Annotated in this window: 16 protein-coding genes and 1 riboswitch; of the genes, 1 reads left to right on the top strand and 15 read right to left on the bottom strand. The window is 70.6% G+C overall.

Going from position 1 to position 13,259, the window contains the following annotated elements:
• Positions 1–56: 56 nt before the first annotated feature.
• A riboswitch (glycine riboswitch) is annotated at positions 57–155 on the bottom strand.
• A gap of 74 nt (positions 156–229) precedes the next feature.
• Together QSK15_RS23000 and QSK15_RS22995 are read right to left on the bottom strand one after the other, a co-directional pair.
• Complete coding sequence (locus tag QSK15_RS23000; RefSeq protein ID WP_285796228.1) at positions 230–1,075, bottom strand: NAD-dependent protein deacetylase; 846 nt, start codon at positions 1,073–1,075, stop codon at positions 230–232.
• Between the two features lie 84 nt (positions 1,076–1,159).
• On the bottom strand, positions 1,160–2,227 hold the full coding sequence (locus QSK15_RS22995) for a MerR family transcriptional regulator (RefSeq protein ID WP_285796227.1): 1,068 nt from the start codon (positions 2,225–2,227) through the stop codon (positions 1,160–1,162).
• 100 nt (positions 2,228–2,327) lie between these two features.
• On the opposite strand from QSK15_RS22995, the gene QSK15_RS22990 reads away from it, so the two are divergent.
• Positions 2,328–2,984, top strand: a complete 657-nt coding sequence (locus QSK15_RS22990; RefSeq protein ID WP_285796226.1) for an NAD(P)H-binding protein — start codon at positions 2,328–2,330, stop codon at positions 2,982–2,984.
• Between the two features lie 155 nt (positions 2,985–3,139).
• On the opposite strand, the gene QSK15_RS22985 is transcribed toward QSK15_RS22990, so the two are convergent.
• The 13 genes from QSK15_RS22985 to clsA all read right to left on the bottom strand — a co-directional run bounded on the left by QSK15_RS22985 (position 3,140) and on the right by clsA (position 13,048).
• A complete protein-coding gene (locus QSK15_RS22985; protein WP_285796225.1) occupies positions 3,140–4,099 on the bottom strand; it encodes a methyltransferase domain-containing protein in 960 nt (319 codons plus the stop codon).
• A gap of 94 nt (positions 4,100–4,193) precedes the next feature.
• Positions 4,194–4,889: a DivIVA domain-containing protein gene (locus QSK15_RS22980; RefSeq protein WP_030327702.1), complete on the bottom strand. Its 696-nt coding sequence runs from the start codon at positions 4,887–4,889 to the stop codon at positions 4,194–4,196.
• A gap of 166 nt (positions 4,890–5,055) precedes the next feature.
• A complete protein-coding gene (locus QSK15_RS22975) occupies positions 5,056–6,222 on the bottom strand; it encodes a globin domain-containing protein (protein ID WP_285796224.1) in 1,167 nt (388 codons plus the stop codon).
• 2 nt (positions 6,223–6,224) lie between these two features.
• A complete protein-coding gene (locus QSK15_RS22970; protein WP_285796223.1) occupies positions 6,225–6,623 on the bottom strand; it encodes a group I truncated hemoglobin in 399 nt (132 codons plus the stop codon).
• Positions 6,624–6,883: 260 nt separating this feature from the next.
• The gene (locus QSK15_RS22965; protein WP_285796222.1) at positions 6,884–7,480 is read right to left on the bottom strand and encodes a MerR family transcriptional regulator; all 597 of its coding nucleotides are present in this window, start codon (positions 7,478–7,480) and stop codon (positions 6,884–6,886) included.
• A 159-nt stretch (positions 7,481–7,639) separates the two neighbouring features.
• Positions 7,640–8,104, bottom strand: a complete 465-nt coding sequence (locus QSK15_RS22960; RefSeq protein WP_030327706.1) for a bifunctional nuclease family protein — start codon at positions 8,102–8,104, stop codon at positions 7,640–7,642.
• A gap of 183 nt (positions 8,105–8,287) precedes the next feature.
• Positions 8,288–8,989 carry a transcriptional regulator FtsR gene (gene ftsR, locus QSK15_RS22955; RefSeq protein ID WP_285796221.1) on the bottom strand — a complete coding sequence of 234 codons (702 nt, stop codon included), beginning with the start codon at positions 8,987–8,989 and terminating at the stop codon, positions 8,288–8,290.
• A 50-nt stretch (positions 8,990–9,039) separates the two neighbouring features.
• The gene (gene odhI / locus QSK15_RS22950; protein ID WP_007071101.1) at positions 9,040–9,492 is read right to left on the bottom strand and encodes an oxoglutarate dehydrogenase inhibitor Odhl; all 453 of its coding nucleotides are present in this window, start codon (positions 9,490–9,492) and stop codon (positions 9,040–9,042) included.
• Positions 9,493–9,706: 214 nt separating this feature from the next.
• Positions 9,707–10,087, bottom strand: a complete 381-nt coding sequence (gcvH, locus tag QSK15_RS22945; protein WP_091397961.1) for a glycine cleavage system protein GcvH — start codon at positions 10,085–10,087, stop codon at positions 9,707–9,709.
• 60 nt (positions 10,088–10,147) lie between these two features.
• Positions 10,148–11,134: a DUF881 domain-containing protein gene (locus QSK15_RS22940; RefSeq protein ID WP_285796220.1), complete on the bottom strand. Its 987-nt coding sequence runs from the start codon at positions 11,132–11,134 to the stop codon at positions 10,148–10,150.
• An 11-nt stretch (positions 11,135–11,145) separates the two neighbouring features.
• Positions 11,146–11,478, bottom strand: coding sequence for a small basic family protein (locus QSK15_RS22935; RefSeq protein ID WP_030327710.1), 333 nt, complete (start codon positions 11,476–11,478; stop codon positions 11,146–11,148).
• The gene (locus QSK15_RS22930; protein ID WP_285796219.1) at positions 11,475–12,419 is read right to left on the bottom strand and encodes a DUF881 domain-containing protein; all 945 of its coding nucleotides are present in this window, start codon (positions 12,417–12,419) and stop codon (positions 11,475–11,477) included. The genes QSK15_RS22935 and QSK15_RS22930 overlap by 4 nt, the downstream gene beginning before the upstream one ends.
• Positions 12,416–13,048, bottom strand: coding sequence for a cardiolipin synthase ClsA (gene clsA, locus QSK15_RS22925; protein ID WP_285796218.1), 633 nt, complete (start codon positions 13,046–13,048; stop codon positions 12,416–12,418). Before clsA ends, QSK15_RS22930 begins: the two co-directional genes overlap by 4 nt.
• Positions 13,049–13,259: the final 211 nt, after the last annotated feature.

Raw genomic sequence — 13,259 nt, 5'->3', positions numbered from 1 at the left:
CGAGGTCGACGTGTCGGCCTCCCCCTCTGTCGCGCCCACAGGGGCACTCCACAGTGCCTGCCCACGAGGTCCTTTTGCCTGAGAGGTTCCGGGGAGGATTTGCCCCTTCGGCGCCGCCCTGCGTGCTGTCGGGCGGTCTCTCCCCCGTGGGTGTTACCGGCGTGGTCAACGCTACCAGCGTTGGTGTTTCGCGCAGATGTCCTACCCCCGGGCCTCCACAGCCCTGCCGTCACACCTTGAGTGCGTCTCCAGCGGCGACCCGCGCGGCCAACTCCGGCAACACCGCGCCCAACGGGGCGTCGACGCACACCGTGGCATGGGCGTCACCCCGGGTGGGCCCCTGGTTGACGATCGCGACCGGGATGCCCCGTTTCGCCGCCCGGATCACGAAACGGCGTCCCGACATCACCGTCAACGACGACCCGAGAACCAGCAACGAACGGGCCTGCTCCACTGCCGCGAAACACCGCGCCACCCGCTGCGGCGGCACCGTCTCGCCGAAGAACACCACGTCCGGCTTCACCATCCCGGTGCCGCAGATCCCGCAGTCCACCGGCCGGAACGCCGCCACCTGCTCATCGGGGAGATCAACATCACCGTCCGGGTTGACCCCGGCGACGCGGGCCACGAAATCCGGGTTGGCCTCCCGCAGCCGCCGGTCCAGTTCCTCCCGCGAGGTCAGGTTGCCGCAGTCCAGGCAGGTCACCTCGTCGAGACGACCGTGCAACTCGATCACCGACGGGCTGCCAGCCGCACCGTGCAGACCGTCGACGTTCTGAGTGATCACGGTGTCGACCAGACCGGCGCGTTGCAGCTGCGCCACCGCCCGATGCCCGGCGTTGGGCGCCGCGCCCGCGATCAACCGCCACCCCAGGTGGCTACGCGCCCAGTAGCGCCGCCGGGCGAGCGGATCCCCGGTGAACGCCTGGAAGGTCATCGGGGTGTGCCGCCGCGCCACCCCGCTGGGCCCCCGGTAGTCCGGAATTCCCGACTCGGTGGACAGGCCGGCGCCGCTGAGCACCACCACCCCACCCCCGGCCACCAGCGAGGTCAACGCGTCGAGGCTCTCCGTCACCTCTCCATGCTGCCTCAACCCGTGCGCCACCGCCGAACCCCGCGCCGGGTGGGCAACCCCACCCGGCGCGGGTCACCGGGACGCCTACACCGCCACGATGTCGGCCACCACGCAGGCGATGTTGTCCGGCGCCCCCTCGGCCCGCGCCAGAGCCGTCAGCGCCCCCACCGTGGCATCCGGATCGCCGGCCCCGACCAACGCCGAACGCAGCTCGGCCCGGTCGACCACCGCGGACAACCCGTCGGAGCACAACAGGTACCGGTCACCGGGCTGCACGGTGCGCACCGCCAGATCCGCCTCGACCTGCCGACCGCCGCCGAGGGCACGCAGCAGCACCGCCCGCTGCGGATGCGACGCGGCCTGCTCCCGGTCGAGCCGGCCCTGATCCACCTCGGCCTGCACCCAGGTGTGGTCCTGCGTGAGCAGCGACAGCTCACCGTCACGCAACAGGTACGCCCGGGTGTCACCGACGTGCACCAACGCCAGCCGGGAACCGCGCAGCAGCAGCCCGGTCAGCGTGGTGACCGGCTGACCGGCGTCGGACGCCAACCCGCGCACGGCGCGGTCGGCGTCGGCGACCGCCCCGGCCAACGCCGTCAACAACTCGGCGGACGGCAGGTCGGCGAACTCCAACGGCTTCAGGGCGTCGACGGCGGCGGCGCTGGCAGCCGCGCCGCCCGGCCCCCGCATACCGTCGGCCACGGCCAGCAACCGTCCGCCGGCGTACGCGACGTCCTCGTTGCTGTCGCGCACCAGCCCGGTGTCACAACCGGCCGCGCAGCGCACGGCAACCGCGCCATTCGGGTCAGACATCGTGGTACCCCCTTCAGAAAGGTGATCCACGAGGAGGGTGGCGAGCCGGGCGCGAGCCGCGGTGTCGGCGCTCACCCGCCGCCAGTACGCGGTGATCGCCTCAGCGGCCGCCGCGGGCTCCAGGGCACACACCACCCGGATCGTCGCCAGCGGCATCCCGAGCCGACGCAACTGGGCGACCAGCCGCGCCACCGGCAGCTGAGCCGGGTCGTAGAACCGGTACCCGGACTCCGGATCCACCGCCGCCGGAACCAGCAACCCCACCTGGTCGTACAGGCGCAACGCCTTCGGCGTCAGCCTCGCCGCCCGAGCGAACGCCCCGATGGTCATCAGCCCCACGTGAACATCCTCCTCGCGCCGGTCACGGCGACCGGCACCGACCAGGCTCAGGCTTACCCGAAGGTCAAGGTCAAGCCGGTGCGGCCGGTAGGTTGGGCGCATGCGCGTCGTCATCGCCGGAGGCCACGGCAAGATCGCCCTGCTGCTGCAACGTCACCTCGTCGGGCGCGGCGACACCGCCGTCGGCCTCATCCGCAACCCCGAGCAGGCCGCGACGCTACGCGCCGCCGGCGCCACCCCCGTCGTCAGCGACCTGGAACACACCGACGTCGCACAGCTCGCCGCGCACCTCGACGACGCCGACGCGGTGATCTTCGCCGCCGGTGCCGGGCCCGGCAGCGGCGCCGCCCGTAAGGACACCGTCGACCGGGCCGCCGCCGCGCTGCTCGCCGACGCCGCCACCCACGCCGGCGTCCACCGCTACCTGCTCGTCTCCTCCATGGGCGTGGACAAGCCACCCACCCCCGGCACCGACGACGTGTGGGCGGCGTACCTGCGCGCCAAACGCGCCGCCGAAGACGACCTGCGCGGCCGCGACCTGGCCTGGACGGTGCTGCGACCCGGCCGGCTCACCGACGACCCACCCACCGGGCGGGTCACCCTCACCCCACACGCCGGCGGCGGCGCGATCAGCCGCACCGACGTCGCGCACGTCCTCACCGCGCTGCTCGACGAACCACGCACCGCCGGCGCGACACTGGAACTCGTCGACGGGCCCACCCCGATCGCCGACGCCGTCCGCGCCGCCGCCACCTGACCGACTACGCCGGCCGCCGGCTCCGCCGGGCCGCCCGTCGCTGAGGGACGCCGCGACCCCCGTGGTGATCCGCCGGCCCGCGCCGCGTCCAACGGCGGCGAGGCAGCCTCGCACCCCGAACAACCGCTCAGCTGACCGCCAGCAGCCGGTCGGCGTCAGCCGCCCGGGCGGTGCGCGGCGACCAGCACCGGCCCGCCCGGGACGGTCGGGAAACGGCGGACATCGGCCAACCCCGTCGCCGCCAGCACCTGCGCCATCCGATCCGCGTCGAAGGCGTTACCGCCGTTGCGCACCGCGTTCCACCGGTCGACGGCCGCCCGCAACGGATTCCCGGCCGGCGGGTTGGTGCCCGCCACCAGCCAACCGCCAGGCCGCAACGCCTGCACCAGCCGGGGCAACGCCACCGTCAACGTCTGCTCGGGCAGGAACGGCGCCGGCAGCCACACCAGGTCGTACCCGCCCGGCTCCATCACCTCCGTCACGTCCTGACGGCGCAGACTGATCCGATCCGCGACCTCGCCCGCCTCGGCCAACTCCCCCCGGGCCAGGTCCAACGCCCGCTGCAGCACGTCGATCCCCACCACCGACGCCCGGGGCAACGCGCGAGCCAGCGCGACCGCCAACCCCGCCACCCCGGTGCCCACGTCCAGCACCCGGCCGCCCGCAGAGCCCAAACGCTCCGCCAACCCCGGCAACTCGGGCACCACCCGGGTCGCCAACGCCCGGCCGGTCGCCGCCGACGCCCGCCCCTGATGCAGCAACACCTCGTCGTCCAACTCCGCCCAACCCGCCCCGCGCGGCCCGGAAGGCTCCTGCGCCGCCGCGGCGACGGCCTGCCGCAGCGAACTCAACCGGGCCTGCACCGCGCTGCTCCCGGTCGGCCCATCGGCGGGCACCAACGACGGGTGCGCAACCGGCACCCCACCATCCCAGGACAGCAGACCAGCGGCCTCCAGCACCGCGCTGCGGTGCGGCGACGCCGCGACGACCTCGGCGAGCGGGGCCGACAGGGCGTCACTCATGGTGCCGACCGCAGCCGCCAGCGCCCACGCCGAAGCCTCCAACGCGGCCAGCGGGTCCACCGACCCGCCGGTCGGAGACGGTGATACGGACACGAAGGAGCCTCTCTCACGGACGCGGCCACCGATCAGCCCCGCCTGACCCCCCCGACTATGCCACCGCCGCCAACGCGCCGAGCACGGTCCACGATCAACGCTGCTGGTGCCGCGGCAACGCCGACTGCCCCACCACACCACCCACGAACGGCGCCCCCGGCGTCTCCGCCGCGATCCGATCCATCGTGCGCGCCAACTGCTCACTGCCGTCATCAAGATGCCGCGCCGCCGCCTGCATGTGCGACACCATCATCTCGCCGAAAATCCGCAACGCCTCCCGGGTCGCCACCGTGTCGTCGAAGCTCGGCCCGGCCGCGCTGCGGTACTCCGCCACCGCCCGCTCCGCCTCCTGCTTCGCCTCCGCCTCCGCCGCCTGCAGGTAGCTCTCGTACTGCACCCGGGCGTACTCGGCGACCCGACGCGCATAGTCATGCGCCTGCGCGATGATCTGCTCCGCCTCCCGCTGCGCCGCCGACAGCAGATTCACCTCCCGCGCCGCCGGAACCTTCGCCGCCGCCCCCGTACTCGGAATCACCCCGTGCCGGTGCAACTCCACCCGGTCGTTCAGCCGCTCGTTCTCCGCCCGCAACGTCGCGATCTGCGTCGCCAACAGATCCAACTCGTCAGCGACCTGCACCCGGAACCGGTCCACGTCGGCGTTGTCATAACCCCGCCGGGCGAACGACGCGGCACCGAACTCCCACCGCCGAACCCGATCGGCGGTCATCCGCACCTGCACACCGCCGGAAACCTGCACCCCGTCATACCGGCTGATCGGCGTCGCGCTCACCTGTGCAGACCTCCGTTCGCGACTGCGGGGCTCGCAAGCTCACTCCTCGCGCTCACCGCACCCGCCCTTCCGTTCGCGACTGCGGGGCTCGCAAGCTCACTCCTCGCGCTCACCGCACCCGCCCTTCCGTTCGCGACTGCGGGGCTCGCAAGCTCACTCCTCGCGCTCACCTGTGCCCACCTCCCGAAGTGTCACCCGCAGCCGTCCGCCACGCCGGGCCGTACCACTGCGCACCCAGGCCCTCGTGGTGCACCTGACCCGCGTGGTAACCCGCCTGCGCCAACGTTTGCGCCGCGTGCGACACCATCTCGTCCGACCCACACACGAACACGTGCCGGGAACGCCAGTCACCGTCGGCCAGCGCCCGATCCACCGCCTGCACGAACTCCCCCGGCCGGTGCACGTCGGTACCCACCACGTACGTCACCGTCAACCACGGATACGACGACGCCAACTTGTCGATCGCGTCGCTGTCGTAGAACTCGCTACGCGACCGCGCCCCCACATACAGATCAACTCGCCGGCGGGAACCCTCCGCGGCCACCTGCTCCACCAACGCCTTCACCGGCGCCCAGCCCGTACCCGCCACCAGCAGCAACAGATCACTGGAGCCCGCCGACCACAACCCCAGCCGGTCCCCCACCGGCGCCGCCAGATGGATCCGATCCCCCACCGCCGACCCGTACACCAGCCGCGACGACACCGCGCCCCCCGGCGCGGCCCGCACATGCAACTCCAGGGTGCCGTCCGCCCGCGGCGCGTTCGCCGGCGAGTAGTACCGCCACGACCGCACCGACGGGTGCGACACCCCGATCGACTGACCCGGGGTGAACGGCAACAGGTACTGCGGGCGCACCGTCAACACCGCCACGTCGAACGCCCGCCGCTCATGCGCCACGATCTCCGCCACCCACCACGGCGGATTGACCGCCTCAGCAGCCTGCGCGGCCTCCATCATCACCTGGGCGACCAACCCGTACGCGGCCGTCCAGTCCGCTGCCAACTCCTCGGTCCACTGCTCGGCGAGGAAATGCTGCAACGTCGCCACCAGCGCCTCACCGACCGCCGGATAGTGCTCCGCGCGCACCGCGAACTTGCGGTGATCCGCGCCGAGATCCTGCAGGAAACCCACCAGCCGATCCACCTGGTCCACGTTGGACACGATGTGGCCCAACGCGGTCACCAGGCGATCCCGCTGACCGGCCATGTTCGTGGGGAACATCTGCCGCATCTCGGGATGAGCGAGGAACAACGTCGAATAGAAATAGAGCGGTACCTGGTCACCGTGACCGGCGACCACCGACCAGCTCTGCTTGAGGCGAGCCGCGTCCACGCTCAGACGCCCGACCTGTTTCCGGCAGCCACCACCTGGCCCTGCACCTGCCCCAGCACTGTCTGCACGTCAGCCAGGATGTCCGCCGGCACGCCCAACTCGGTCAGCGTCGCCGTCAGGTGCTCGCCCACCTTCGCGTAGTGCCCCACCGTGATGTTCAACGGCTGATGCGCCTCAGCCAACCCACGACCCGTGTACTCGTTCGGGCCACCCAGCACCACGGTCAACATCAACGCCAGGTGCCGCCGCTGACCCGCCATCTCCACGTCAGTGAAGTAACCCGCCAACTCCGGGTCCGCGAGCACCTTGTCGTAGAACAGCTCAACCGCCGCCTTGACCGAACTGGCACCGCCAATGCGGTCGTAGTGCGAAGCGGGCGCCGTCTCTTCCGTAACCGTCACGGTCGTTCCTTCCGGGGATGAAGGGTGCAGAACCGTGAGGGACCATAGCGTGTCAAACGCCTCCGGTCAGCGCCCCCCTATCGGATTCCCGACAATACGCCCGACACGGTGCGTCATCACTACCGATCGGTATCTCCACAATCGGCAACCAACCCAACACCGAACGTATCCACAATGGACCGGCCCGGTCGATCACCCCCGGCCACCGTCACCGACGGTCGCGAGAAAACCCAACCGGAAAAAATCCGAAGCCGAACGGGTCAGCCGGCCCGCCGCCGCGCCCGCCGCGCCGCCAGCTCGTCACCCACCGGATCCGCTCCGGGCACCGCCGCCGGCTCCACCGGGCCGCTCGTCGCCGGCTCCGCCGGCAGATGCGACAACGACCCCTGGATCTCCTTGAAAGCCCCACCGATCGCGATGCCAAAGACCCCCTGGCCACCCTGCAACAGGTCGACCACCTCCTCCGGAGACCGGCACTCGTACACCGTCGTCCCATCAGAGATCAGCGTGATCCCCGCCAGATCCTCCACACCACGCGACCGCAACGCCTCGATCGCCTTACGGATGTTCTGCAGGGACACCCCCGCATCCAACAACCGCTTCACGACCTTCAACACCACCAGGTCCCGGAACGAGTACAACCGCTGCGTCCCCGAACCCGACGCATCCCGAACGCTCGGCACCACGAGCGTCGTCCGCGCCCAGTAGTCCAACTGCCGGTAACTGATGCCCACCGCGTGACAGGCCGTCACACCCCGGTAGCCAACCGAACCGTCACCCTCAGCCGCCACACCTGGCGACGAGGCACCCGGCTCGTCGAACTCTGCACCCGGATCGGAATCCCGCGGCTCGTGCATCCGGACAACCTCCCCGTCAGTGTGGCGACGCATCGTTTCCGGGACGCGCACCCCTCGACATGGAAACCCTATCGCCACCGTCAGGGGTTACCACGGAGGAACCGACGCGACACGCCGCGCAGCCACCGAGAAAGATCACCAACCGAGCCCGGGCACACCTCAGCCCGCGAAATCCTCCGGACGCACCTGCTCCAGGAACTCGCGGAACTTCTCCACCTCGTCCTCCTGCTCATCGGGGATAACGATCCCCGCCTCGCTGAGGACCTGCTCCGCACAACGAATCGGCGCACCGACACGCAACGCCAACGCGATCGAATCGCTCGGCCGCGCCGACACCCGCACCCCATCGCCGATCAACAGATCCGCGTAGAAGACGTTCTCCTTCAGCTCGGTGATCTCCACCGCCTGCAAGGGCGCCTTCAACGCCGCCAACACATCCCGCAGAAGATCATGGGTCAACGGCCGGGCCGGCTTGACCCCCTGCTGCTCATAAGCGATAGCCGTCGCCTCGACCGCGCCGATCCAGATCGGCAGATAGCGGTCCCCCTCGACCTCCCTGAGCAGGACGATCGGTTGGTTGCTGGGCAGCTCCACCCGAACTCCGACCACGCTCAGCTCGCGCACCGCCGCCTCCGTGTCGTCGTCAACCTACGCACCGCGCCCTTCCCTGCACGGTACACGGACCGCAACACGGCCGTCCCATGCGCTACAGCACCACGCCCGCGCCGAAAAGGGGTTACCCCGGCAAGCCTACGGCACGCTTCCCCGAAGAGATCTTTCCGCTCAGCCGCCACCCGCCGGGCACCCTCACCGACCCAACGTCGACCGCAGACCCACCCGCACCAACGCCGCGTGCAACTGCTCCGACAACGCCACCAACTCCCGCGCCGTCTCCGCAGCCCGCGCCCGCGCCGCCGGATCACTCTGCCGCGCCAACGGCGCCACCAACTGCGCGAACAAACCGACCTCCCGGTCCGCCGCCGTCCGATAACCCCGCAGATGCCGCGGCTCCAACCCGTACGACGCCAACCCCGCCACCGCCGAAGCGATGATCAGAGCATCCGCGTCATACCAACCCGGCGGATCCGACACCACCACACCGAGCCGCTCCAACTCCGCCAACGTCGACTCGTCGATCCCACTACGCGCCACCAGATCCGACCGGCCGAGCCGCACCTGCGACGACTCGGCCGGCTCCGGCACCTCACGACCCGGCACCGCACCATCGGGACCAACCGCCACCAACGCCGGACGCGACCGCTCCGGCTGCTCACCGGACGAATCCCACTGGGCCAACTGCTCCCGGATCACCCGCAACGGCAGGTACCTGTCCCGCTGCGCGGTCAACACGAACCGCAACCGCGCCACATCGTCCCAGCTGTACTTCCGGTAACCCGCCGCCGTCCGCTGCGGCTCGACCAAACCCTCGGCCTCAAGAAACCGCAGCTTCGAAATCGTGGTATCCGGAAAATCCACCCGCAACTGCCCAAGCACCTCACCGATGCTCATCAGCGGCTGAGACCGAGCCGCCCCGGGTGACGTGGAGGCCGCAGGCTCGTTCACCCCCGGCCGGCCTCCTCCTCCGGGCGCGGACCGGCGATGAACACCACCCGGAACTTACCGATCTGGACCTCGTCACCGTTGCTCAACGTGGCCGCCTCAACCCGCTCACGATTGACGTACGTGCCATTCAGGCTGCCCACGTCGCGCACCGTGAACGTCCCACCGTCACGGTGGAACTCCGCGTGCCGACGCGACACCGTCACGTCATCCAGGAAGATGTCACTGTCCGGGTGCCGGCCACTGGTCGTCACATCGTGGTCCAACAGGAACCGGGCACCCGCATTCGGGCCTCGACGAACCACCAGCAGCGCCATACCCGGCGGCAACGAACCGGACATCCGGCTCGGCACCACATCGGTGTCCGGCCCTTCCAGCACTTCGTCGAGCGAACCGAGATTGAGCGTCGAAGTGACGTCGAGTGGGGGGAACTCGTCGTCTGGCCGCGTCATGGGACCACCTCACGGATCTGTTCGGTCGGCGTCGGGTAATGGCGGGTCTGGCCGCCGGGCACATGCACGCCCGGCGGCTGGCTCCCCGTGCCCGGGAAGGCAATTCCACAACGCTCAACTATTGGGTTCTCGGTCGACTGGGCGAGCCTAGCCAGCGCCGAAATGCAGGGCAACCGGACGCGCGCAGACATCGCACGCACCGGATCACGCACACTCAGCCTTCGGTGATCTTCTGATACGCGGCCGCCGTCAGCAACCCATCCGTCGCCGTCGGATCATTCGGCGTGATCTCCACCAACCAACCCTCACCGTACGGATCAGTGTTGATCAGCTCAGGCGTGTCAGCCAACGCGTCGTTGCGCGCCGCCACCGTACCGGCCACCGGCGCGTAGATCTCCGACACACTCTTGGTCGACTCGATCTCACCCAACGAGTCACCGGCCGCGACCACCGCACCCGCCTCGGGCAACTGCACGTACACGATGTCACCGAGCGCGTCCTGCGCGAAGTGGGTGATGCCGACCCGGACCGAAGCCGTGCCGTCACCCGCCACCCACTCATGCTCGGCGGTGTATCGCAGATCCTCGGGAATCACCAGACGCGTCCTTCATCCATCGGTGCCCCGGACCACCCGGGTCCGGAGCGGCCGCGCCGGTCAGGAGACCGGACGGGCGTGTTCCAACTTGATCGGCACGTGCAGCGCCGAAACCTCGGCAACCTCACGCTCCCCAAACGTCACGTTACCGCCGTCACCCCGAACCGACGCCACCACCCCACCAGGAATGTTCAACGCCGTACGCATCGTCGCCGGATCACCGATCACCGTGATCGTGTACGGCCCCGTCAACCGACGCCCCTCCACCATCAACGACCCGTTGTCCCCATCGAGGAAGTACGTCGACGCGATGATCCGGACCGTCGCCCGATCCCCACCGGAGATCTGCATCGCCTCGGCACCCGCACCACGCAGCTCCTGCACCGCGTCCAACACCCGGTTCGCCGAGATCGGCTTCGCCCCGGAGTCGAACTGCACCGTCAACCCCGGACCCACCGCCGGCAACGTCCCCGCCAGGATGCCCAACTCGTCCGCCCGCCGCGTCGCCTCGTCCAACGCCGCCTGACGACCCTGCTCACCCGAGCGCAACTGACGCTGACTGTCCTCCAGGGCACGGATGTCCTGCTGCAGACGGTTCTCCCGCGCATCCAGATCCGACAGGATCCGAACCAGGTCCTCCTGCCGCGTGGCACCCAACGTCGGGTCCGTCGAGGTCGTCTTCAACTGCACCACCAACGTGAACCCCAACAACGCCAACAACGCGGCGATCATCACACCGGCCGTGCTCCACCGGGACCGACCAGCCGCCACCGGCTCCACCGACGCGTCGGAACCCGCGACCGGCTCCCCCGACCGCGACACCGCGTTCAGGTCCACCGTCGCACCGTCGTCGACCGGCTCCACACCCGGCTCCGCCACCGGCTCATCGTCCGACGGCCGCACGGGCCCCTGCGGCGCCAACGGGCTCAGCTCGTCCGGATCCGGCGCATCAGGCCGCGGATCAGGCTCACCGGCCGGCCCACCCGGGCGCGCCGGGCCCGCCGGCTGCGGCCACCCGGTCCCCGTGTCGGTCTGCTCGTCACTCATCGCAACCCAACCTACGCCCGGAACAGGTGCCGACGGATCGCCGCCACGTTGCCGAAGATACGCACACCCAGCACAACCACCACACCGGTGGACAACTGCCCGCCCACACCCAGCTGGTCACCCAGATACACGATCAGACCAGCGACCAGCACGTTCGAAATGAACGACACCACGAACTGCTTGTCGTCGAAGATGCGGTCCAACCGGGCCCGCACCCCACCGAACACCGCGTCCAACGCGGCCACCACCGCGATCGGCAGGTACGGCTGCAACGCCGCCGGCACCGTGGGATCAAGCCACACGCCCAGCACCACACCGGCGAGCAACGCCAGCACCGCGATCATCGGCCACCTCCGGAGGGGCTAACAGTCGTCGCCGGACCGGACGACCCGGGACTGCCGGACCGGACACCCGACGCGGAAGGGCTCGGACTGACCGACGGCTTGGCGTAGCGTAGCTGCGGCTCCGGAGCCGCCGGCAGGGTGAGGTCATCCGACTCCCGAACACCGAACGACAACCCGGTCCCCTGCGCCACCTTCCGCATCAGCGCCGCGTTCCGACTGTCCTCGAACTTGCGCCGCATCGACTCCGGCCCGATCGCCGACACCTCGTACGGCCCGGTCACCGGCCGGAAATCCACCAGCATCGCCTCACCCGCCGACCGGATCGTCGACGTCGACGTCAACCGCTGCCCGTTGATGGCGATCGCCTCCGCGCCGGCACTCCACAACGCGTTCGCCACCCCCTGCAGGTCGCTGTAGAGCACCCGCGGGGGCCCGGCACCGGCACCGGTCACCGCGTCCGCCTTGTCCGGCGCGTCCGCCAACCGCACCACCACACCATCACCACGCACCCGACCCAGCCCGGTGCTCGCCTCCAGGTTGCGCAACCGGGCGGCGGCCGACCCGCTCAACGCCGCGTCCCGCTGCCGACCGACCTCCTCGCGCAGCTGGTCGGCCCGGGTGGACAACCGGTCGGTCTGGCTCTCCCGCTCCCTGATCTGCGCCACCAGCCCCGACCGGGCCTGGCTGCGGCCCGGCTCGTCGGCCATCGTCTGCCGGTACGCGACAGCGAACAGGAAACCGAGCATCACCACCACGACCAGGCTCACCGACCGCGCCGGCCAGGCCCGCCATCCGCGCGCCGCGGTGGACTCCGTCGAGCCCCGACGGGCGGCGGCCGCGTCCGCGTACCCCGGATCCAACGGGTTACGGAACAGTTCGGTGAGGAAATCCGGCGCGTACACCCGGTCCTGGCCGGGTTTGCCCAGCCGCGGCGCGCTCACGCCGCCGCTCCCGGGCCGCGCACCGCGCGCACCAGCCGGGCCGCCTGCACGACGTACATCCCGCCGGCCACCCAGTAGAGCACCAGACCCCACCAGGCCAGCGCCCAACCGATGGCGCTCGCCGCCGTCGCCACGTCGGTCGCCGCAGTGGCCAACAGCAGCACCGGGAACGCCGCGAGCAGCAGGAACGTGGCGGTCTTGCCGACGTAGTGCACCGGCGGCGGCCCGTACCCGTAGCGACGCAGCACCGCCAGCGAGCCGAGCAGGAGCACCTCACGGGCCAGCAGCGCCGCGGTGAACTGCCACGGCACCACCTCCCGCGCGGTGAACGCGACCAGGGTGGCGAGGATGTAGAGCCGGTCGGCGAGCGGGTCGAGCAGCTCACCCAGGCGGCTCACCTGACGCAGTCGGCGGGCGATCCAACCGTCGACCCAGTCGGTGGTGCCGCCGATGGCCAGGACGACGACCGCCGCCACGTCGGCCCGCGCCACCAGGAAGAGGTAGAGGAAGAGCGGCACGCCCAGCAGCCGCCCGAAGCTGATCAGGTTGGGCAGGGTGAGCACCTGGTTGCCGGGAGCCTCGTCACCGGTGTCCCGCGGGTGCTCTGCCCGAGCCGGCCGACGCGACACCGATCCTCCTCCACGGCACGCGGGCCCCCGCCGACGCCGGGCGCGGCTGAGGGTCGTACGTGCTGTCGGGCCGACCACCGCCGGCTCTCCCCGAGGGCCCCGAGTGGGGCCCGTTCCCCTGATGCGGCCCGCGGTCATCGAGATCGCAGGCCCGGTAGATGCGCTGCCACTATATCGGGCTTCCTCTCACCGGCCGGGTGCCGCCGCCGGG

The sequence above is a fragment of the Micromonospora sp. NBRC 107095 genome (genome assembly GCF_030269705.1).
Lineage (GTDB): Bacteria > Actinomycetota > Actinomycetes > Mycobacteriales > Micromonosporaceae > Micromonospora > Micromonospora parva.
The sequence above is the reverse complement of the archived record's forward strand: the minus strand, read 5'-3'. Positions and strand labels throughout refer to the sequence as shown.